12 protein-coding genes are annotated in these 20,690 nt (G+C 72.5%); 8 read left to right on the top strand and 4 right to left on the bottom strand.

The window, feature by feature from the left end; all coding sequences use genetic code 11:
- Positions 1 to 6 precede the first annotated feature (6 nt).
- The gene (locus C4J65_RS09405) at positions 7 to 1,389 is read left to right on the top strand and encodes a glycine--tRNA ligase (protein ID WP_115742003.1); all 1,383 of its coding nucleotides are present in this window, start codon (positions 7 to 9) and stop codon (positions 1,387 to 1,389) included.
- A gap of 300 nt (positions 1,390 to 1,689) precedes the next feature.
- Here C4J65_RS09405 and C4J65_RS09400 read toward each other — a convergent pair whose 3' ends face one another.
- Complete coding sequence (locus C4J65_RS09400) at positions 1,690 to 2,913, bottom strand: RNA-guided endonuclease TnpB family protein (RefSeq protein ID WP_115742002.1); 1,224 nt, start codon at positions 2,911 to 2,913, stop codon at positions 1,690 to 1,692.
- Between the two features lie 122 nt (positions 2,914 to 3,035).
- Positions 3,036 to 4,469, bottom strand: coding sequence for an MFS transporter (locus C4J65_RS09395; protein WP_115742001.1), 1,434 nt, complete (start codon positions 4,467 to 4,469; stop codon positions 3,036 to 3,038).
- Between the two features lie 101 nt (positions 4,470 to 4,570).
- On the opposite strand from C4J65_RS09395, the gene C4J65_RS09390 reads away from it, so the two are divergent.
- From C4J65_RS09390 to C4J65_RS09370, 4 genes are all read left to right on the top strand, one after another.
- Complete coding sequence (locus C4J65_RS09390) at positions 4,571 to 5,476, top strand: helix-turn-helix domain-containing protein (protein WP_205350979.1); 906 nt, start codon at positions 4,571 to 4,573, stop codon at positions 5,474 to 5,476.
- A gap of 112 nt (positions 5,477 to 5,588) precedes the next feature.
- Positions 5,589 to 6,416 (top strand): hypothetical protein, encoded by an 828-nt coding sequence (locus C4J65_RS37175; protein ID WP_346265870.1) that lies wholly within the window; start codon positions 5,589 to 5,591, stop codon positions 6,414 to 6,416.
- Between the two features lie 9 nt (positions 6,417 to 6,425).
- The gene (locus C4J65_RS09375) at positions 6,426 to 10,832 is read left to right on the top strand and encodes a cation-translocating P-type ATPase (protein WP_115742000.1); all 4,407 of its coding nucleotides are present in this window, start codon (positions 6,426 to 6,428) and stop codon (positions 10,830 to 10,832) included.
- 37 nt (positions 10,833 to 10,869) lie between these two features.
- The gene (locus tag C4J65_RS09370) at positions 10,870 to 11,412 is read left to right on the top strand and encodes a hypothetical protein (protein WP_162833094.1); all 543 of its coding nucleotides are present in this window, start codon (positions 10,870 to 10,872) and stop codon (positions 11,410 to 11,412) included.
- A gap of 7 nt (positions 11,413 to 11,419) precedes the next feature.
- On the opposite strand, the gene C4J65_RS09365 is transcribed toward C4J65_RS09370, so the two are convergent.
- The gene (locus C4J65_RS09365; protein ID WP_115741998.1) at positions 11,420 to 12,865 is read right to left on the bottom strand and encodes an MFS transporter; all 1,446 of its coding nucleotides are present in this window, start codon (positions 12,863 to 12,865) and stop codon (positions 11,420 to 11,422) included.
- A 108-nt stretch (positions 12,866 to 12,973) separates the two neighbouring features.
- On the opposite strand from C4J65_RS09365, the gene dusB reads away from it, so the two are divergent.
- On the top strand, positions 12,974 to 14,167 hold the full coding sequence (gene dusB / locus C4J65_RS09360) for a tRNA dihydrouridine synthase DusB (RefSeq protein WP_115741997.1): 1,194 nt from the start codon (positions 12,974 to 12,976) through the stop codon (positions 14,165 to 14,167).
- Here the strand turns inward: dusB and C4J65_RS09355 are convergent, their stop codons facing one another.
- Positions 14,168 to 15,955, bottom strand: coding sequence for a CDP-alcohol phosphatidyltransferase (locus tag C4J65_RS09355; RefSeq protein WP_115741996.1), 1,788 nt, complete (start codon positions 15,953 to 15,955; stop codon positions 14,168 to 14,170).
- 482 nt (positions 15,956 to 16,437) lie between these two features.
- Here C4J65_RS09355 and ppdK point away from each other — a divergent pair, with 482 nt between their 5' ends.
- On the top strand, positions 16,438 to 19,167 hold the full coding sequence (ppdK, locus tag C4J65_RS09350) for a pyruvate, phosphate dikinase (RefSeq protein ID WP_115741995.1): 2,730 nt from the start codon (positions 16,438 to 16,440) through the stop codon (positions 19,165 to 19,167).
- Between the two features lie 262 nt (positions 19,168 to 19,429).
- Positions 19,430 to 20,638 (top strand): acyltransferase, encoded by a 1,209-nt coding sequence (locus tag C4J65_RS09345; RefSeq protein WP_115741994.1) that lies wholly within the window; start codon positions 19,430 to 19,432, stop codon positions 20,636 to 20,638.
- Positions 20,639 to 20,690 lie beyond the last annotated feature (52 nt).

The raw sequence follows: 20,690 nt of genomic DNA, 5'->3' as shown, positions 1-20,690 counted from the left end.
AGCACCGTGGCCGCCGACAAGATCGACACCATCGTCAGCCTGAGCAAGCGCCGTGGCTTCGTATTCCCCTGCAGTGAGATCTACGGCGGTCAGCGCGCCGCCTGGGACTACGGTCCGCTGGGTGTCGAGCTCAAGGAGAACCTCAAGCGCCAGTGGTGGCGCTACATGGTCACCTCGCGCGAGGACGTCGTCGGTCTCGACTCCTCCGTGATCCTGGCCCCCGAGGTCTGGGTGGCCTCCGGTCACGTCGCCACCTTCACGGACCCGCTGACCGAGTGCACCTCCTGCCACAAGCGGTTCCGCGCGGACCACCTGGAGGAGGCGTACGAGGAGAAGAAGGGGCACGCCCCGGAGAACGGCCTCGCCGACCTCAACTGCCCCAACTGCGGGAACAAGGGCACCTTCACCGAGCCCAAGCAGTTCTCCGGTCTGCTCTCCACCCACCTCGGCCCGACCCAGGACAGCGGCTCCGTCGCCTACCTGCGGCCCGAGACCGCCCAGGGCATCTTCACCAACTTCGCCCAGGTGCAGACCACTTCGCGGCGCAAGCCGCCGTTCGGAATCGCCCAGATGGGCAAGTCCTTCCGCAACGAGATCACGCCCGGCAACTTCATCTTCCGCACCCGCGAGTTCGAGCAGATGGAGATGGAGTTCTTCGTCAAGCCGGGCGAGGACGAGAAGTGGCAGGAATACTGGATGGAGCAGCGCTGGAACTGGTACACGGGCCTTGGTCTCCGTGAGGAGAACATGCGCTGGTACGAGCACCCGGCCGAGAAGCTCTCCCACTACTCCAAGCGCACCGCCGACATCGAGTACCGCTTCTCCTTCGGCGGCAGCGAGTGGGGCGAGCTGGAGGGTGTCGCCAACCGGACCGACTACGACCTCTCCTCGCACTCCAAGGCCTCCGGCCAGGACCTCTCCTACTACGACCAGGAGGCCCAGGAGCGCTGGACGCCGTACGTCATCGAGCCGGCGGCCGGTGTCGGGCGCGCGATGCTCGCCTTCCTGCTCGACGCCTACATCGAGGACGAGGCGCCGAACGCCAAGGGCAAGCTGGAGAAGCGCACCGTGCTGCGGCTCGACCCGCGGCTGTCCCCGGTGAAGGTCGCCGTGCTGCCGCTGTCCCGCAACCCGGAGCTGTCGCCGAAGGCGAAGGGGCTCGCGCAGGCGCTGCGGCAGAACTGGAACATCGAGTTCGACGACGCCGGGGCGATCGGGCGGCGGTACCGGCGTCAGGACGAGATCGGGACGCCGTTCTGTGTGACGGTGGACTTCGACACGCTGGACGACAACGCGGTGACCGTCCGCGAGCGGGACACGATGAAGCAGGAACGCGTGTCGCTGGACCAGATCGAGGGGTACCTCGCGTCTCGGCTGGTCGGCTGCTGAACGTCCGTTCCGGTTGAGGTGCCAGGGGGCTCCGCCCCCTGGACCCCCGGGCCCATGCCCACCCACCACCCGACTCGGTCGGGAGGGGGGTGGGCGTTTCGGGTTTCGGGGGCCTGGATTCCGGTCCAGCCCCGGCCTTTGTCCGCGTACTTCTTGATGATCGGCAGGTACGCGTCGCAGATCGAGCCATCGATGCTGCCGCCCTGCCCTGCCGGCTGGCCGGCCGCGTTGAGGACGTTTTGACTTGCTCCTCGGGCTGAAGCCCGAGGATTCTGGCCCTCCCTGCCGATCCCCGTGCCGCTACGCAGCACGGGCATCCGTCGGGAGTCCGTGGCATCCTGTTTCTTCGCGCTGTGCCGGGATCGCTCCTGGTCTTACCGGCGCTCCGCAGGCCGATGCCGCCAGTCCGGCGGCCTGTTTCACGTTGATCGCGGCGTTGTGGTCCCGGTCGTGGACCGTGCCACAGGCGGCGCAGGTCCATTCCCGCACGTGCAGGGGTTTGGGCCCGTCCACGGTGCCGCAGGTGGAGCAGGTCTGGGAGGTCGGTTCGAACCGGTCGACCTTGACCAGGGTGCGACCGTATCGTTGCGCTTTGTACGCAAGCATGCCGACGAACGAGGACCACCCCGCGTCGTGCACCGACTTGGCCAGCCGAGTGCGTGCCAGTCCCTTGACCGACAGATCCTCCACAGCGATCCCTTGGTTCTCGGAGATCAGCTTCGTGGAGAGCTGGTGGTGGAACTCGCGGCGCGCGTCGGCGATCTTCGCGTGGGCGCAGGCAACCTTCAGGCGTGCCTTGGCCCGGTTCTTCGATCCCTTCTGTTTGCGGGACAGCTCCCGTTGGGCCTTCTTCAGCTTCTTCTCCGCGCGTCGCAGGAAACGCGGAGAGTCGATTTTCGCGCCGTCGGAAAGGACCGCGAAGTGTGTGAGGCCGAGATCGATGCCGACAGTGCTGTCGGTCTCGGGCATCCGAGCCTGGTCGGCGGCCGGGTCGGTGTCGACGACGAAGGAGGCGAAATACCGACCGGCCGCGTCCTTGATCACGGTGACGGAGGTTGGGGTAGCGGGCAGGGTGCGGGACCACTTCACCTTCACCGCGCCGATCTTCGGCAGGCACAGTCGGCCGCTGCCAGTGACGCTCCAGCGCGCGTTGGCGGTGAACCGAACCGATTGCCGGGCATCCTTGCGTGACTTGAAGCGGGGCGCGCCGACCTTCGGTCCCTTGCGGGTGCCCTGGAGGGAGGCGAAGAAGGTGCGGTACGCGGTCTCGGCGTCGCGAAGGGACTGCTGGAGCACCACCGCGGACACCTCGCTCAGCCAGGCCCGCTCGGCCGTCTGCTTCGCCTCGGTGATCAGCCTCCGGGACAGCACGGCCACCGTCGGGAACGGCAGGCCGACCCTGCGGGCGTCCTCACGGGCACGGATCGCGTCGTTGAACACGACCCGGGCACACCCGAACGCCCTCGCCAACGCGATGCGCTGACCGGCATCCGGGTACACCCGAAACGCGTACCGAAGTTGCATGCGAAGACCGTACGAACAAGCCGCGCCAGTCGTAATGGGGAACATTCGTTCCCTACCTCGCCCGTCAGCGTCAGCGCTGCCCGACCCCGCCGGAACGAACGGGGTGCTGGCTCAGTCGCTTGTCAGACGATCGTCCGGGGCAGGCGCAGGCTCAGCAGGCCGGTCAGGGCCACCCCCGCCAGCTGCACCAGCAGCGTCGTCACCAGGGCGTCCCGCATGCCCATGCCCGGGGTCAACGACAGGAACAGGGTACCCAGGGTGGCCACGCCCAGGGCCAGCGACGACTGCTGGGTGGTGACCATGACACCACCGCCCACGCCGGCGCGTTCGGCGGGCACCTCCGACAGGACCACCCGCAGGACGACCGGGAGCTGGAGCGCCTGGCCCGCCCCCGCGACCGCCGCGCCCGGCAGGAGTTCGACCAGGCCCAGATCGGGCCAGGAGCGCCACGCGGCCAGCGTCATCAGGGCCAGGCCTACCCCCTGGAGGGCGGCGCCGACGGGCACGACACGGGTGCCGTAGCGGGCGACCAGCCGGGGGCCGGCGAGGGAGAAGAGGAAGAACACCACCGCGAGCGGCGCCAGCGCCAGGCCCGCGGCCACCGGGCCCAGGCCTGCGCCCTGCTGCAGCGCCACCGCGATGACGAACATGAAGCCGCTGAAGCCGATCGAGAACGGCACGATGAGCAGCAGGCCGCGGCGCAGCGAGACGATCGCGAACAGGCTCGGCGGGACCAGCGGGGTGCGGCCCGCGCGGTCCGCCCGGCGCTCCACCGCGTAGAACGCCGCCGCCGCGAACGGGAACGCGGCCAGCGACAGCCACGTCCACAGCGGCCAGCCCGCCGCCCGGCCCTCGGTCAGCGGGACCAGCAGGGTCAGGATCGAGGCGGCCAGCAGGAAGGTGCCGGGGACGTCCACCGGCTCGGGGCGCGCGGAGCGGGTCTCCGGGACCGCGCGGGCCGCGAGGAACAGGCCCACGAGGACGACCGGGACGTTCACCAGGAAGACGGAACGCCAGCCGCTGCCCGCGATGTCGGCGGCCACCAGGACGCCGCCCAGGATCTGCCCGGCCACCATCGACAGGCCGGCCGTAGCGCCGTACAGGCTCATGGCCCTCGCGCGCCGGGGACCGGTCGTGGTCGCCTGGATGGTCGCCAGCACCTGCGGCAGCATCGCGGCGGCCGAGGCGCCCTGCGCCACCCGCGCGGCCACCAGCGACCAGGCGCCCGGCGCCAGCCCGCAGGCCAGCGAGGTCAGCCCGAAGGCCGCCATGCCGCCCAGGAACAGGCGGCGCCGGCCGAACAGGTCGCCGAGCCGGCCGCCGAGGACCAGCAGGACGGCGTACGCCACCCCGTATCCGGCGACGACGAGTTCCAGGACCGCCTCACTCGCGTGGAGGTCCGCGCCGATGGTGGGCAGGGCGACGTTGACGATGAAGAAGTCGACGAGCGGGAGTGCCGCACCCAGCAGCACCGTGAAGAGTCCGAGGCCGCCGAGTGCGGGCGGCGCTTCCGGGGTGCCCGTACGGACGGGAGGTGAAGTGATGGTTTCGGTCACATGGTCGAGCCTGCGACCGTTTCCAGGGTGGTACCAGAGTCTCCTTATGCTGGTAGTAGAAGTACCTGGCAACAGGTTTCCGGGCGCGGCATCCTGGAGGCATGACGACGATGACGGATCGGGAGACGGCGGTCCAGTCCCCGCCCCGGGACACCGGCTCGGAGATCCGGCGGCACGAACTGGCGGCCTTCCTGCGCAGCCGCCGCGAGCGCATCGCGCCCGAGCAGGTCGGGCTGCCCCGCGGACGCCGGCGCCGGACCCCGGGGCTGCGGCGCGAGGAGGTCGCCCAGCTCTCGGCCGTCGGCGTCACCTGGTACACCTGGCTGGAGCAGGCCCGGGACATCCAGGTCTCCGTCCAGGTCCTCGACGCCCTCGCCCGTGCCCTGCTGCTCGACCCCTCGGAGCGCGCCCACCTCTTCCAGCTGGCGGGGGCCGTCGACCCGACGCCCGCGCGGGTGTGCCCGGCGATCACACCGGGGGTGCGCGCCCTGCTGGAGCAGTTCGAGCCGTACCCCGCCTGCGTGCAGAACAGCCGGTACGACATCCTCGCCCACAACCGGACGTACGGGCTGCTGCTGTGCGACCTGGACGCGGTGCCGCCCGAGGACCGCAACTGCATGGTCCTCTGCTTCACCCACGAGGACTGGGGGTCCTCCATCGTCCATCTGGAGGAGACCCAACGGCTGATGGCGGCCCGGTTCCGCGCCACGATGGCCGGTCATCTCGCCGAGCCCGCCTGGAAGATGCTGCTCAAGCGGCTGCGCACCCAGTCGCCCGCCTTCCGTGAGGCCTGGGAGCGGCACGAGGTCGTCGCGCACCGCGGCAAGCGCAAGGAGTTCGTCAACCGGCACGTCGGCCGGATCCGCGTCGACCACACCGACCTGTGGCTCGGACCGGAGCCGGGGCCCCGGATGGTGACCTACGCACCGGCCGACGAGGTCTCCCGGGAGCGGCTGGAGAGGCTGCACGCGATCGCCCTGGAGCGGGAGCCGGCCGCGTCGGGATGAGCGCCCGAAGTGCGGGAACCCGGGGAAATGCGGAAGGTGATGTTCCCGGGGTTTCCCAGGGTGCGCACAGCCCGGGGTTCCCACAGCACGGACAGGGCGAGGAAGAACAGTCATGGCTGAGCAGAAGTCGGCGCGGACACTCCCGCGGCCGTTGCACGCGGCCGCTTCGGTGGTGCGGAAGGTGCCGGGTGCCGGGACGGTGGGCAGGGCCGCCGAGGGCGCGCTGGACAGGATCGGGGCGGTGTCGCCGCGCGGGCGGCGCGTGCTCGTCTACACGGGCGCCGGGGTGCTCGGCGTCGCCGGACTGGTGGAGTGGCCGGTCGCGGTCACCGGGGCGGCGGTGGCCTGGGTGACGCAGCAGCGCGGGCAGGACGGGCGCAGCAGCGACGGGAGTGCGGCGCAGGGCGGGGACGCGGGAGCGGCCGGGGCCCGGAGTGCCGTCGGCACCAAGCCTGCCCGGACGTCGGCCAGGAAGACCACCAGCAGGGCGGCCACGGCGAAGTCCACCACGGCGCAGACGGCTGCGGCGAAGGCTGCGGCGAAGTCCACCACGGCGCAGACGGCTGCGGCGAAGACTGCCACGGCGCAGACGGCTGCGGCGAAGAGGGCTGGGACGAAGGCCGCCGCGGGCGGGACGGCCGGGACGGCCGCCCCTGCCAAGTCGGCCGCGGCGAAGCGGACCACCGGCGCCAAGAAGGCCGCCGCCAAGTCCACGGCCGGCCGGTCCACGGCCGCCAGGTCCACGGCGGCGAAGTCGGCCGCCGCGAGGAAGTCATCCGCGAAGAAGGCATCCGCCAAGAAGACCGCGTCCCCCACTCGGGCCAAGAGCCAGTCGGGGACCAAGGCATCCTCGAGCCGGCCCTCCTCCTCGGGCGGCGGCCGGAGCGGGAGCCGCAGCCGCAAGACGGCCGCCGCGTCGCGCACCCGCACGTCCGGCTGAGGGAGCGCCATGGCCGGTGGACTGCTGACGCGTTCCCAGGACGCGGTCACGGGGCTGGTGCTGGCCGGGCCCCGGCTGCTCGCGCGCGGCACCGCGCCCGCCGTGGGCGCGGCGGCCGGAGCGGCGGCGGGCACCGCGCGGGCCGGTGTGCGCGGCGCCGACTTCGCGGCGCGGGCGGCCCGGGTGGCCCGCGCGGCGCTGCCCGGGGGGTCGCGGGACTGGCGGGCCGGACCCCGGGCGCACCTCGCGCTGCGGCCGGTCGCGGGGGACGAGGTGCGCCGGGCGGGCGGTACGCAGCGGGTGGGACGGCGGGTGGCGGCGGCACTGGCCGAGCACCCGGACGTGCTGCTCGCCTACTGGGACACCGGTCTGGCCCGGCTGGTGGTGACCGCCACCGAGGACACGCTCACCGACCGCGTCGTGGACCACGCCGTCGAACTCGCCGAACGCCACGGACTCACCCGGGCGGACCAGGCCGCACCCGCCGCCTCGGACGACCCGGTGGACGAGCCGGACCACCCCGGCGACCCCGCCCCCGTGCGGGTCGCGGCGACCGCGCTCGGCGCCGACGTGCTGGGCATCGCCGCCGCCGTGACCGGCGCGCGGCTGCGGCTGCCGCCCTCGCCCCGCCTGGTCACCGCCGTCGCGACGCTGCTGCGCGAGAACCCGGCCTTCCGCGCCTGGCTGGGCGAGCGGCTCGGCGAGCACCGCATGGACGTCGCGCTGGCCGCCGCCAACGCGGCCGTCCACGGTGCCGGGCAGAGCCCCACCTCGCTGGTGCTCGACGGGGCGCTGCGCGTCTGCCAGTTGACGGAGGCGGTGGCGCGCGGGGCCGCCTTCGAGGTCGTGCACGACCAGCTGTGCGTCCCCGGCCGGGGCAGCCTGCCCGCCGTACCCGCCCTGCGTCCGGCGCCGCGCACCTCACCGGCCCAGGACTACGCCGCCCACGCCTCGGCGGGCAGCGTGGCGGGCGCCGCCGCGACCCTGCTCGTCAAGCACGACGTCGCGGAGGCGGCCGAGGCGGTGCTCGCCGGTTCGCCCAAGGCCGCGCGCTACGGGCCCGCCGCCTTCCACGCCGTACTGAGCGCCGCGCTGTCCCGCACAGGTGTGCTGGTGCGCGATCCCGGGCGGCTGCGGCAGCTGGAGATGGCCCGCACGGTCGTACTGCACCCCAGCGCGCTGCGGGTGCCGGACGCGGGCGCGGACCCGTGGACCGAGGACGTGCTGGACGCGGCGCGGCGGGCGGGACTGCGCGTGGTCATGGTCGAGGACCCGGCGCTGGCCGATTTCACCGGCCTCGCCGACCAGGTCGTCGGCGCCGGGCGCCCGCTCGCGGACGTCGTGGCCGGACTGCGCGAAGAGGGCGGCGTCGTCACCGTCGTACGGCCACTGCCCGGCGACGACGGGTCCGTGTCGGCAGGGCTGCTCGCCGGGGACGTGGCCGTCGCGCTGGCCGACGGGGACTGCCCGGTGGCGTGGGGCGCGGACGTGCTCGCGCCGCAGGGGCTCGCCGACGTGTGGCGGGTGCTGCGGGCGGTGCCGGCCGCGCGGGCGGTCGGGCGCCGGTCGCAGACGCTGGCCCGGTCCGGGGCCGCGCTGTCCGGACTGCTGGTCGCGGTCGGCGAGGCGCGCGGCAGGAGCCGGGGCGGCGTGTCGTCGCTGCTGGGGATGCGGCACGCGCCGGTCGACGCGAGCGCGGCGCTGGCCCTGCTGTCCGGCACCCGGGCGGCGATCGGCGTGGCGACGGCCCGCGCCCCGCACCCCCGGGCCCGGGTCGCCTGGCACGCGCTGGACCCGGAGGACGTACGGGACCGGCTGGAGCGGGAGCGCGAACCCGAGCCGACCGCCGTGGAGCAGGCCACCGCCCGGCTCCGGACGGCCGCCGACCGGGCGGGCCGGGTGCCCGTGCTGGCCCCGGTCCGCTGGTCGTGGCAGCTGGCCCGGGCCGTACGCGGGGAGCTGGACGACCCGCTCACCCCGGTCCTCGCGGTCGGTTCGGCCGCCTCCGCGATCCTCGGATCGGTCGTGGACGCGCTGCTCGTGGTCGGCGCCCTCGACCTGAACGCGCTGGTCGGCGGCTTCCAGCGGCTGCGCGCCGAGCGTGCGCTGTCCGGGCTGCTGGCGGAGCAGAAGCAGAAGGCCCGGGTCACCGAGGAGCAACTCGACCCGGACACCGCGGAGTTCGCGACGGAGGGCGAGCCGCGGATCGTGGACGCGGCCAAGCTGCACCCGGGCCAGGTGATCGAGCTGAAGGCGGACGACGTGGTGCCCGCCGACGCACGGCTGCTGTGGGAGGACGGTCTGGAGGTGGACGAGTCCGCACTGACCGGTGAGTCGCTCCCGGTGGACAAGTGCGTGGACCCGGCGCCCCGCGCCCCCGTCGCCGAGCGGTACTGCATGGTCTTCGAGGGCACGACCGTGGTGGCCGGGCGGGCCCGCGCCGTCGTCGTCGACACCGGCGACCACACCGAGGCGGCGCGCGCGGTCGCGCTGGCGGCCCGTACGCCGTCCGCGGCCGGAGTGCAGGCCAGGCTCCAGGAGCTGACCCGCAAGGCGCTGCCGCTCACCCTGGCTGGCGGCGCCGCGGTGACCGGGCTCTCGCTGCTGCGCGGGGCGCCGATCCGGCAGGCCGTCGCCGGCGGCGTGTCGGTGGCGGTGGCCGCGGTGCCCGAGGGACTGCCGCTGGTGGCGACCGTGGCCCAGCTCGCCGCGGCCCGCCGCCTCAGCCGCCGGGGCGTCCTGGTGCGTACCCCGCGCACCCTGGAGGCGCTCGGCCGGATGGACACCGTCTGCTTCGACAAGACGGGCACCCTCACGGAGAACAGGCTGCGGCTGTCCCGGGTCGCGGGCACCGACGGCACGGTCCGCCGGGCGGCCGATCCGGAGACCGCCGACACCGTACGGACCGCCGCGCGCGCCTGCCCCCGGCTGGACGGCGACGGCGCCCGGCCCACCCACGCCACCGACGAGGCCGTCCTGGACGCGGCCGGGGACGACCCCGACTGGACGCAGGAGGAGGGCCTGCCCTTCGAGACCTCCCGGGGCTACGCCGCCGCCGTCGGACGCGAGGACGGGACCGGCCCCGCCGTGCTGGTGGTCAAGGGCGCGCCGGAGACGGTGCTGCCCGCCTGCGCCGGCCTGCCCGCGCACACCGCCGAGGTGGCGCAGCGCCTCGCCCGCGACGGACTGCGCATCATCGCGGTGGCGCGGCGGCCCCTGGCGAGGGGCGAGAAGGCCGCCGACGTCCTCGAACAGCCGCCGTCGAAGCTGGAGTTCACCGGGCTGCTGGCGCTCGCCGACGTGCCCCGCGAGACCTCCCCGGCGCTGGTGCGCGGGCTGCGCGAGGCGGGCGTACGGCCCGTGGTGCTGACCGGCGACCATCCGCAGACCGCCCACGCCATCGCCGTCGACCTGGGCTGGCCCGAGGACGCGGTCGTGGTCACCGGCGACGAACTCGCCGCCGCCGACCGCACCGTCCGCTCCCGGATGCTGCGCGACGCGGACGTCGTGGCCCGGGTGGCGCCCGAGCAGAAGCTCCAGGTCGTCGAGTCCCTGCGGGACGCCGGGCGGGTCGTCGGCATGGTCGGCGACGGCGCCAACGACGCCGCCGCGATCCGGGCCGCCGACATCGGCGTCGGCATCAGCGCCCGCGGCTCGGCCGCCGCCCGCAACGCCGCCGACCTGGTGGTCACGGGCGACGACCTGCTGGTCCTGGTGGAGGCGGTGCGGGAGGGGCGTGCCCTGTGGCACAGCGTCGCCGACGCCATCGCCATCCTGATCGGCGGCAACGCGGGCGAGGTCGGCTTCGGCATCCTCGGCACGGTGCTGGGCGGCGCCGCCCCGCTGTCCACCCGGCAGATGCTGCTGGTCAACCTCTTCACCGACCTGTTCCCGGCGATGGCCGTCGCGGTGACGAAGACCGGGGACCCGGAACAGGAGGCCGCCGACGCGGGCGCGCCGCTCGGCACGGCGGTACTGGGCGAGCCGCTCATGCGGCAGATCCGGCACCGGGCCCTGACCACGGCACTCGGGGCGACCGCGGCCTGGCTGCTGGGCCGCTTCACGCCGGGCACCCGGCGCCGCTCGACGACCATGGCCCTGTGCGCGGTCGTCGGCACACAGCTCGCCCAGACCCTCGCCGACCGCCGCGGCAGCCGCCTGGTCCAGGTCACGTCCCTCGGCTCGGCCGCCGCCCTGGTCGCCCTCGTCCAGACCCCGGGCGCCAGCCGCCTCTTCGGCTGCACCCCGCTGGGACCGGTCGCCTGGACGGGCGTGGCCGCGGCCATCGTGCTGGCGCTGGCGGGGCAGCGGGCGCTGCCGGGGATGGAGGACGCGGTGATGAAGTACTGGCCGAAGGTGGCGGAGCGGCTGCCGGTGGAGAAATCGGGTGCGGTGCCGCAGGACGCGAGGGCATGATGCGCGGGTCCGTCGTCGCCGGCCGAAAGGCGTGTCCGTGCTCTCTCTGGACGAGATCCGGACCCTGCTGAGCGCACACGACGACCCGGACCACCGGGAACGGCCCCGGGACTTCGACGCGGACGCCTGCGAACACCGCTTCGCGCTCCTCACGGCCGCGCGGGAGCGGCGTTTCGGGCCGTCCGGCAGCGCCGGTCTGTACCAGGACGCCAGCGTGTACGGGAGGTTCTCGGTCGCGGACGGCGCCGGGCCCGCCGGGAGACTGTGGGTCGAGCTGAGCAACTTCGGCGCCTTCGTCACCGCGGGGACGGGCGGCGACTGGACCGCCGACTCCGCGGCGGACCTGAGTGCGGAGTTCGTGACGTGGCTGGACGGGACGTGCACGGCGGCGGGGTGCGTCTTCGTCCCGCTCGACGTGCTGCTGGAGCCGTACGACGGCCCGACCCCGACCCTGGTGGACGAGGACCGGGACTTCGTGGAGATGCTCCCGGCGCTCGGCCTCGACGACGAGGGCGACGAGGGCGACGAGGGCGACGACATGCAGGCGGTGTGGGCCGACCGGTACTTCGACTACGTCTGAGACGCCGTCACGCCCCCACCCGCGCCGCCTCCCGCACCTCCGGCGACTCCAGGCGCTCGGCCGTCCGCTCCGCCGTCCGGCGGGCCCAGCGGCCGCTCGTGACGGCGCCGAGGACGAGGACCGCGAGGCCGCAGGCGGCCAGGATCCACCAGCCGGGGCGGGCGGCGGAGACGAAGGTGTCGCGGTACGAGGACGCGCCCACGCCCGCCGCCAGCACCGCGCCGACCACCGCCACGCCGAGGGTCTGGCCCAGCTGGCGGCTGGTGGAGGCGACGGCAGCGGCGACCCCGGCCTGGGCCCGGGGCATGCCGGAGACCGCGGTGTTGGTGATGGGCGCGTTGACGAAGCCGAAGCCGATGCCGAACAGGACGTAGCCGGCGAAGAGCGTGACGTCGGAGGTCTCGGCCTCGAAGGCGGCGAACAGCGTCCCGCTCACGGTCAGCGCGCCGCCCGCGATCAGCAGGGGCAGGCGCGGTCCCCGGCTGCCGACCAGCCGGCCGGAGAGCGGGGCGCACAGGAAGGTCGGGACGGCCATCGGCAGCATCCACAGACCGGCCTCCAGCGCGCTCAGTCCGCGCACGTTCTGGAGATACAGCGTGGACAGGAACAGGAAGCCGCCCAGCGCGGCGAACGCGCTGATCGCTATGACGGTGGCCCCGCTGAACGGCGCCGACCGGAAGAAGCGCAGCTCGATCAGGGGGTCGGCGCGACGGGGCTCGTGCAGGAGCAGGCCGAGCAGCGCGGCGAGCGCCAGCACCGCGAAGGGCAGCACGGTGCGCAACCCGGCGTTCGGCGCCTCGATGATCGCGTACGTCAGGGAGGCGAACAGCACGATCACCATCAGCTGGCCCAGCGGGTCGGGGCGCCGGGCCTTGGGCGCGCGGGACTCGGGGACGAAGCGGAGGGTGAGCAGGAGGGCGGCCAGGCCCACCGGCAGATTGACCCAGAAGATCGAACGCCAGCCGACCGACTCCACCAGCACCCCGCCCACCAGGGGACCGGCGGCCATGGAGATGCCGACCACCGCACCCCAGACGCCGATCGCGCGGGCGCGCTCGCGGGGGTCGGTGAAGGTGTTGGTGATGATCGACATCGCCACCGGGTTGAGCATCGAACCGCCCACCGCCTGCATCATCCGGAAGACGATCAGCGAGGACAGGTCGGGGGCCAGCGAGCACAGCAGCGAGCCGAGGGTGAAGATCACCAGGCCGGTCATGAAGACCCGCTTGCGGCCGATCCGGTCGGCGGTGGAGCCGGACAGCATCAGCAGCGCGGCCAGCACCAGCGTGTACGCGTCGATGGCCCACTGGAGACCGGAGGTGCTCGCGTGCAGGTCGCGCTGCATGGAGGGGAGGGCGACGTTGAGGATCGTGTTGTCGATACTCACGATCAGCAGGCTCATGCAGCAGATGGCGAGCACGAGCATGCGGCGGCGATGGGTGAGCTCGGGCATGAACTCCAGCCTACGCCTACTTCGATAGTGCGTCTAACTAATGACTGATGCACGGTCTTTGTCCACAGGGCGCTACGGGCACCGCCCCGTGTGCGTGACAATGGGGGAATGTCCACGCTCACCACGCCCGCCCCCGACACCACCGCCGCACCCCTGCGCATCGGCCCGCACACCGTCGAGCCGCCCGTGGTGCTGGCGCCGATGGCCGGGATCACCAACGCGCCGTTCCGCACCCTGTGCCGTTCCTTCGCCGGAGGCGAATCAAAGGATGGAGCCAGCGGGGGCAAGGGCCTGTTCGTGAGCGAGATGATCACCACCCGGGCGCTGGTCGAGCGCAACGAGAAGACCATGCAGCTGATCCACTTCGACGCGACCGAGACCCCGCGCTCGATCCAGCTGTACGGCGTCGACCCGGTGACCGTCGGCAAGGCCGTCCGCATGATCGCGGAGGAGGACCTGGCCGACCACATCGACCTGAACTTCGGCTGCCCGGTGCCGAAGGTGACCCGCAAGGGCGGCGGCTCGGCGCTGCCGTACAAGCGGAACCTGCTGCGGGCCATCGTCCGCGAGGCCGTCACCGGCGCCGGTGCCCTGCCCGTCACGATGAAGATGCGCAAGGGCCTCGACGACGACCACCTCACCTACCTCGACGCCGGCCGGATCGCCGTCGAGGAGGGCGTCAGCGCCATCGCCCTGCACGGCCGCACCACCGCCCAGCACTACGGCGGCACCGCCGACTGGGACGCCATCGCCCGCCTCAAGGAGCACGTCCCGGAGATCCCGGTCCTCGGCAACGGCGACATCTGGTCCGCCGAGGACGCGCTCAGGATGGTGCGGGAGACCGGCTGCGACGGCGTCGTCGTCGGACGCGGCTGCCTCGGACGGCCGTGGCTCTTCGCCGACCTGGTCGCCGCCTTCGAGGGCCGCACCGACTCGTTCGTACGGCCGACCCTGCGCGAGGTCGCCGACGTGATGGTCCGGCACGCCACCCTGCTCGGGGAGTGGATCGGCGACGAGGCGCGCGGCGTCATCGACTTCCGCAAGCACGTCGCCTGGTACCTCAAGGGCTTCGCCGTCGGCTCCGAGATGCGCAAGCGGCTCGCGATCACCTCCTCCCTGGAGGCGCTGCGCGCCGGGCTCGACGAACTCGACCTCGACCAGCCCTGGCCCGCCGGCGCCGACGGCCCCCGCGGCCGCACCTCCGGCAACAACCGGGTGGTCCTGCCGGACGGCTGGCTCAAGGACCCGTACGACTGCGCGGGCGTCGGCGCGGACGCGGAGCTGGACACCTCCGGCGGCTGATCAGCCCCCTGCGCCGGTGGGGTGCGGGGTCGAGCCGTACGCCGTCAGGAAGCGGTCGCGGAAGGAACTCATCTTCCACACCGGGGCGTCGTGGGCCGGTTTCAGCCCCTCCGTCCAGTTCCAGCCGTCGAGCGCGTCGAGCACCTTCGGGTCCCTGGCCACGATCGACACCGGGACGTCCCGGCTCGCGTGGTTCCCGCTGACGCGGGCGAGGGGCTGGTGGTCGCCGAGGAAGACGAGGACGGTGTCGTCGGTGCCGTAGCGCTCCAGCCACTGGGTGAGACTGGTGACCGAGTACTGGATCGACTTGCCGTACTCCTCCTTCGAGCGGGCGGAGTCGGTGATGATGTCGGGCGCCTTCACGCCCGCCGCCTCGATGCCGTCGTACATCGACCCGTCACCGACCTCGTCCCAGCCGACCATCCTCGGGATCGGCGCCCAGGGCTGGTGGCTGGAGGTGAGGATGACCTCCGCCAGCAGCGGCCGGTCGCGCTTCCTGCCGTGCTCCAGGCGCTGGAACGCCTCCAGCGCGTACTGGTCGGGCATCGTCGACCAGCTGAACTTCGGCCCCCGGTAGCCCATGTCGAACGCGTCGTAGACCTTGTCGAGCCCGTGCCAGTCCGCCTCCGGCCAGGCCTTCTGCACCCCCGGCATGATCCCGACCGTGTCCCAGTCGCCGGTCTTCCGGAAGGCCTTGGTGAGGGTGAGGTGGTCGCCGGCGGTGACGGTGCGGTAGCGCTGCTGGTTGTCCACCCACAGGCCGGACAGGAAGGTGGAGTGGCCGAGCCAGCTGCTGCCGCCGTACGTCGCCGAGGTCAGCCAGCCGCTGCGGGCGTGGAAGCCCGCCTTCGCCAGCGCGTCGGTGCTCGTGTCCAGGGTCCGGTCGACACCCGGTGCCATCACCGGGTCCTCGATCGCGCTGCGGCCGTAGCTCTCGATGAACGTGAAGACCATGTCCTTGCCGCGCAGGTCCGGCACCAGCTCGGCGGCGGGGGTGGCGCCGAAGCGGTCCGCCTTCGCCTCCTTCGCGAAGGCCGCCTCGTCCCGCAGCGTGTCCACGACCCGGTGCGCCTGTGCCTCCAACGCCCGGGAGGCACTCGTGGTGGCCACCGGCACGCCGAAGGTCTGCAGGCCCAGCGAGGCGCAGGTCATCCACACGGTGGCCGTCATCAGCGCGCCCCGGGCCGCCCGCTCCCGGTGCGCGGCGAGCAGTTCGCCGAGCCGGACCGCCGCCAGCGCCATCACCACCAGCAGCGAGACGGCCAGCACGACGGCGCCCACCGCGGCCCAGGCCGCCGTCGCCCCGCCCATCGAGTCCGCCACGAACGACTGGGCGTCGTCGAGCAGGCCCCAGTCCAGGACGAGGTTGAAGTTCCGGCCCAGGTACTCGGTGAAGCCCATGTCGAGCAGGTTCAGCACGGTCAGCGCGCCCAGGACGGTCCCGAACAGCGCGGCCGCCACCAGCCGTGGCACCCGGGGCAGGCAGAGCAGCAGCACCGCCGCGACGACCGCCTCCACCGGGATCCGTGCGAAGCGGTTGGGCTCCAGGGCCACCGGCGTGTTCGGCAGCAGCAGCGCCCCGCACACCAGAATGGCCGAAAGGGACGTCGTGACCCGGCGGACGACGACGGCGGCGCGCGGATGCCGGGTGCGCCATGCGCGCCAGTGGGTGAGGCGGGCCCCGAGGGCCCCGAGGGCCTTCAGCGGGGCGGGTCCGGGTGTGCCAGGGGTGTCGGGGTCGTCGTCGGCTGTCTGCGGCGGCCGGCGGAAAGGCGTGATGACGGGCACCCGAAGGTCCTTCCGTGCGAAACCCGGTGGACGGCGGGCCCCGGCGAGGGGGCCGGGACCCGCCGCACTCTCGTACGTCCGGCGCCGGCGGTCCGTTCACGGGTCCGCATGGTGAAATCCGGCGCTCTGTGGGAGCGTGATTCTCGCCACCTCTGATAGAGGGGGTGCTCAGATGAGCGGATTGTGGACGGCTCCACTTCTCCAAGGTGTGGCACTGAGTGCCATGCGTTGATCGTTCATCGAGCGAACTCAAACGTAGCTAATGACGCTCAAGTGAGCGGAGGGTCCGGCGTACAAGAGTTCATGTGTTCAAGAAGTGAAAACACAAGTGGTCGGTCGCTTGCCAAGCCTTGACTTTTGATCCGCTGGCGGACGGGTGGTTACAGGCGCATGACGCACACGTGGACGTACCCACAGGCCTTTGATCTGGGTACATTCCTCGCCGTCAGGGCAGCCACCGCGTCCTCGAGGAGTCGAGACCCGTGTCGGAAAACAAAGATCCCCAGGTAGCGAACGCAGCGAAGTTCGTTTACGACTTCACCGAGGGCAACAAGGACCTCAAGGACCTCCTCGGCGGCAAGGGCGCCAACCTCGCCGAGATGACCAACCTGGGTCTCCCGGTCCCTCCCGGCTTCACGATCACCACCGAGGCCTGCAAGACCTACCTCGACAGCGGCGAGGAGCCCGCGGCACTGCGTGACGAGGTGAGTGCGCACCTCGACGCCCTCGAAGCGAAGATGGGCAAGAAGCTCGGCCAGGCCGACGACCCCCTCCTCGTGTCGGTCCGCTCCGGGGCCAAGTTCTCCATGCCCGGCATGATGGACACCGTCCTCAACATCGGCCTGTCCGACAAGTCCGTGCAGGGCCTGGCCAAGCAGGCCGGCGACGACCGCTTCGCGTGGGACTCCTACCGCCGCCTGATCCAGATGTTCGGCAAGACCGTCCTCGGCGTCGACGGCGACCTCTTCGAGGAGGCGCTGGAGGCGGCGAAGACGGCCAAGAAGGTCGCGGTCGACACCGAGCTGGAGGCCGCCGACCTCAAGAAGCTCGTCACCAAGTTCAAGAAGATCGTCAAGACCGAGGCCGGCCGGGACTTCCCGCAGGACCCGCGCGAGCAGATGGACCTCGCCATCAAGGCGGTCTTCGAGTCCTGGAACGGCGAGCGCGCCAAGCTCTACCGCCGCCAGGAGCGCATCCCGCACGACCTCGGCACCGCTGTCAACGTCTGCTCCATGGTCTTCGGCAACCTCGGCCCCGACTCCGGCACGGGTGTGGCGTTCACGCGGGACCCCGCGAGCGGCCACCAGGGCGTCTACGGCGACTACCTCCAGAACGCCCAGGGCGAGGACGTCGTCGCGGGCATCCGCAACACCGTCGCGCTCGCGGAGCTGGAGCAGATCGACAAGAAGTCGTACGACCAGCTGATGCAGATCATGGAGACGCTGGAGAACCACTACCTGGACCTCTGCGACATCGAGTTCACCATCGAGCGCGGCCAGCTGTGGATGCTCCAGACCCGGGTCGGCAAGCGCACGGCGGGCGCCGCCTTCCGCATCGCCACCCAGCTCGTCGACCAGGGCCTGATCGACGAGGCCGAGGCCCTCCAGCGGGTCAACGGAGCCCAGCTCGCCCAGCTGATGTTCCCCCGCTTCGACGACGAGGCGAAGGTCGAGAAGGTCGGCCGGGGCATCGCCGCCTCGCCCGGCGCGGCGGTCGGCAAGGCCGTCTTCGACTCGTACACCGCCGTCAAGTGGTCCCGGTCCGGCGAGAAGGTCATCCTGGTCCGCCGCGAGACCAACCCCGACGACCTGGACGGCATGATCGCCGCCGAGGGCATCCTGACCTCGCGCGGCGGCAAGACCTCCCACGCGGCCGTCGTCGCGCGCGGCATGGGCAAGACCTGTGTCTGCGGCGCCGAGGAGCTGGAGGTCGACACCAAGCGCCGCCGGATGACCGTGCCCGGCGGGCACGTCGTCGAGGAGGGCGACGTGATCTCCATCGACGGCTCCTCCGGCAAGGTCTACCTCGGCGAGGTGCCGGTCGTGCCCTCGCCGGTCGTCGAGTACTTCGAGGGCCGGATGCACGCGGGCGCCGAGGACGCCGACGAACTGGTCGAGGCCGTGCACCGGATCATGGCCTTCGCCGACCGCAAGCGCCGGCTGCGGGTGCGCGCCAACGCCGACAACGCCGAGGACGCGCTGCGCGCCCGCCGGTTCGGCGCCCAGGGCATCGGCCTGTGCCGCACCGAGCACATGTTCCTCGGCGACCGGCGCGAGCTGGTGGAGCGGCTGATCCTCGCCGACACCGAGGCGGTGCGCGAGGAGTCCCTCAAGGAGCTGCTGCCGCTCCAGAAGCAGGACTTCGTCCAGCTCTTCGAGTCGATGGACGGCCTCCCGGTCACCGTCCGCCTCCTGGACCCGCCGCTGCACGAGTTCCTGCCCGACATCACCGAACTGTCGGTGCGCGTCGCGCTCGCCGAGTCCCGGCAGGAGCCGCACGAGAACGAGCTGCGCCTGCTCCAGGCCGTGCACCGCCTCCACGAGCAGAACCCGATGCTGGGCCTGCGCGGGGTGCGGCTCGGCCTGGTCATCCCCGGCCTGTTCACCATGCAGGTCCGCGCCATCGCCGAGGCCGCGGCCGAGCGCAAGGCGGCCAAGGGCGACCCGCGGGCCGAGATCATGATCCCGCTGGTCGGCACCGTCCAGGAGCTGGAGATCGTCCGCGAGGAGGCCGACCAGGTCATCGCCGAGGTCGAGGCCGCCACCGGCGCGAAGCTCAAGCTGTCGATCGGCACCATGATCGAGCTGCCGCGCGCCGCGCTGACCGCCGGGCAGATCGCCGAGGCCGCGGAGTTCTTCTCCTTCGGCACCAACGACCTGACCCAGACCGTGTGGGGCTTCAGCCGCGACGACGTCGAGGCCAGCTTCTTCACGGCCTACCTGGAGAAGGGCATCTTCGGCGTCTCCCCGTTCGAGACCATCGACAAGGACGGCGTCGGCTCCCTGGTCGCCGCCGCCGCGAAGGCCGGCCGCGCCACGCGTCCCGACCTGAAGCTCGGCGTCTGCGGCGAGCACGGCGGCGACCCGGAGTCGGTCCACTTCTTCCACGAGGTGGGCCTGGACTACGTCTCCTGCTCCCCGTTCCGGATCCCGGTGGCCCGCCTGGAGGCCGGCCGGGCGGCGTCCCGGTCCAAGGGCAGCGACCACCGCTAGAACCCCGAACGGGGCACCGAGCCCCGGAGCCGCCGTCTGTCACCCGACCACCCTCACCGATCGGCGGCGGCTCCGGACCACGAGAAAAGGCGGCACCCGTGCGGGGGTGCCGCCTTTCGCGCGGGAGTCCCCGCTCGCGTCCCGCCGCCTTTTGTGACACGTGCAACGGTGTGAATTCCTGTCTGCTGAGCAGCAGCAAGCTGTCAGCAGACTCGGAGGGCCCTGGCAGCGGACAGTGGCCGACACCCGGAACGGTGGTTGGATGACCCAGACGGATCACAGGGAACCGGCCGGTACGGCCCACCGGGACGGGACGGGGGACAGAGCCGGGGGCAAGGTGCCCAGCCCCCGGACCGTCGCGGCGGAGAAGGTCCCCGAGGCCGGACCCCCCGTGCCCCGGAACCGGCTCGCCGCCCTGGACGGACTGCGGTTCCTTGCGGCCCTGTCCGTGGTCTTCTTCCACTTCGTCGGTCAGGTGCCCTCCACGATGCGGACCATGTGGGGCCGCCCCGTCGACAGCGTCTTCCCCGAGGCCCAGAGCTACTTCGCCTACGGCCGGCTCGGCGTCGAACTCTTCTTCCTGATCAGCGGGTTCGTCATCTGCATGAGCGCGTGGGGCCGCACCCCGCGCGACTTCTTCATCTCCCGCGTCACCCGGCTGTACCCCATGTACTGGGTGGCCGTCGCGATCACGGCCTGCGTGATCTACTTCGCCGGTGACCCGTTCGGGCAGCCGCACCCGCGGGTGATCTTCGCCAACCTGACGATGCTCCAGACGCCGCTGGGCGTGGAGAACCTGGACTCCGTCTACTGGACGCTCTGGCCCGAGCTGTGCTTCTACCTCACCTTCGCGGTCGTGGTGTGGAAGGGCCTGACGTACCAGAGGGTCGTGATCTACTGCGGGCTGTGGACGGTCGCCGCCGTGCTGGCCCCCGGCGCCGACATCCACCTGCTCACGCTGCTGGTGAACCCGCCGTCCGCGCCCTACTTCATCGCGGGCATGGCCTTCTACCTCATGTACCGCTACCGTCCCACCCCGCTGCTGTGGGGCATCGTCGCCATGTCGTGGCTGCTGGCGCTGCACTACCTGCTGACGCCCGGCGGAGGCCGTCTGGACTGGGACGTGTGGCAGCCCGGGCGCGGCTGGCTGGTCCTGATCATCACGGTGTTCTTCCTGCTGGTCGCCGCCGTGGCACTCGGCTGGACCAGCCGCATCCGCTGGCGCGGACTGACCGTCGCGGGCACGCTGACCTTCCCGCTGTACCTGCTGCACGACGCCATCGGCGTCAACGTCATGCACCACTTCGGCGACCGGGCCCACCCGTGGGTCGTGGTCTGCGTCACCGTCGCCGCCCTGGTCGCCCTCTCCTACGTCGTGCAGCGGTTCGTCGAGCGCCCGGTGGCCCGGGCCGCACGGCGCTGGCTGAGCAGCGCCGCGTTCAGCCTCAGGGCGCCGGAACCCCGCCGCTGAAACGGACGGGGCTCCAGGGGCGCCCGCCGCCGGGCCGGTCGGGCACGGGGCG

The organism is Streptomyces sp. CB09001 (assembly GCF_003369795.1).
GTDB lineage: Bacteria > Actinomycetota > Actinomycetes > Streptomycetales > Streptomycetaceae > Streptomyces.
The sequence above is the reverse complement of the archived record's forward strand: the minus strand, read 5'-3'. Positions and strand labels throughout refer to the sequence as shown.

Coding starts and splice junctions, on each gene's coding strand:
- dusB (WP_115741997.1), top strand. CDS start 12,974: ATGTCCACGCTCACCACGCCCGCCCCCGACACCACCGCCGCACCCCTG.
- C4J65_RS09345 (WP_115741994.1), top strand. CDS start 19,430: ATGACCCAGACGGATCACAGGGAACCGGCCGGTACGGCCCACCGGGAC.
- C4J65_RS09400 (WP_115742002.1), bottom strand. CDS start 2,913: ATGCAACTTCGGTACGCGTTTCGGGTGTACCCGGATGCCGGTCAGCGC.
- C4J65_RS09365 (WP_115741998.1), bottom strand. CDS start 12,865: ATGCCCGAGCTCACCCATCGCCGCCGCATGCTCGTGCTCGCCATCTGC.
- C4J65_RS09390 (WP_205350979.1), top strand. CDS start 4,571: ATGACGACGATGACGGATCGGGAGACGGCGGTCCAGTCCCCGCCCCGG.
- C4J65_RS09375 (WP_115742000.1), top strand. CDS start 6,426: ATGGCCGGTGGACTGCTGACGCGTTCCCAGGACGCGGTCACGGGGCTG.
- C4J65_RS37175 (WP_346265870.1), top strand. CDS start 5,589: ATGGCTGAGCAGAAGTCGGCGCGGACACTCCCGCGGCCGTTGCACGCG.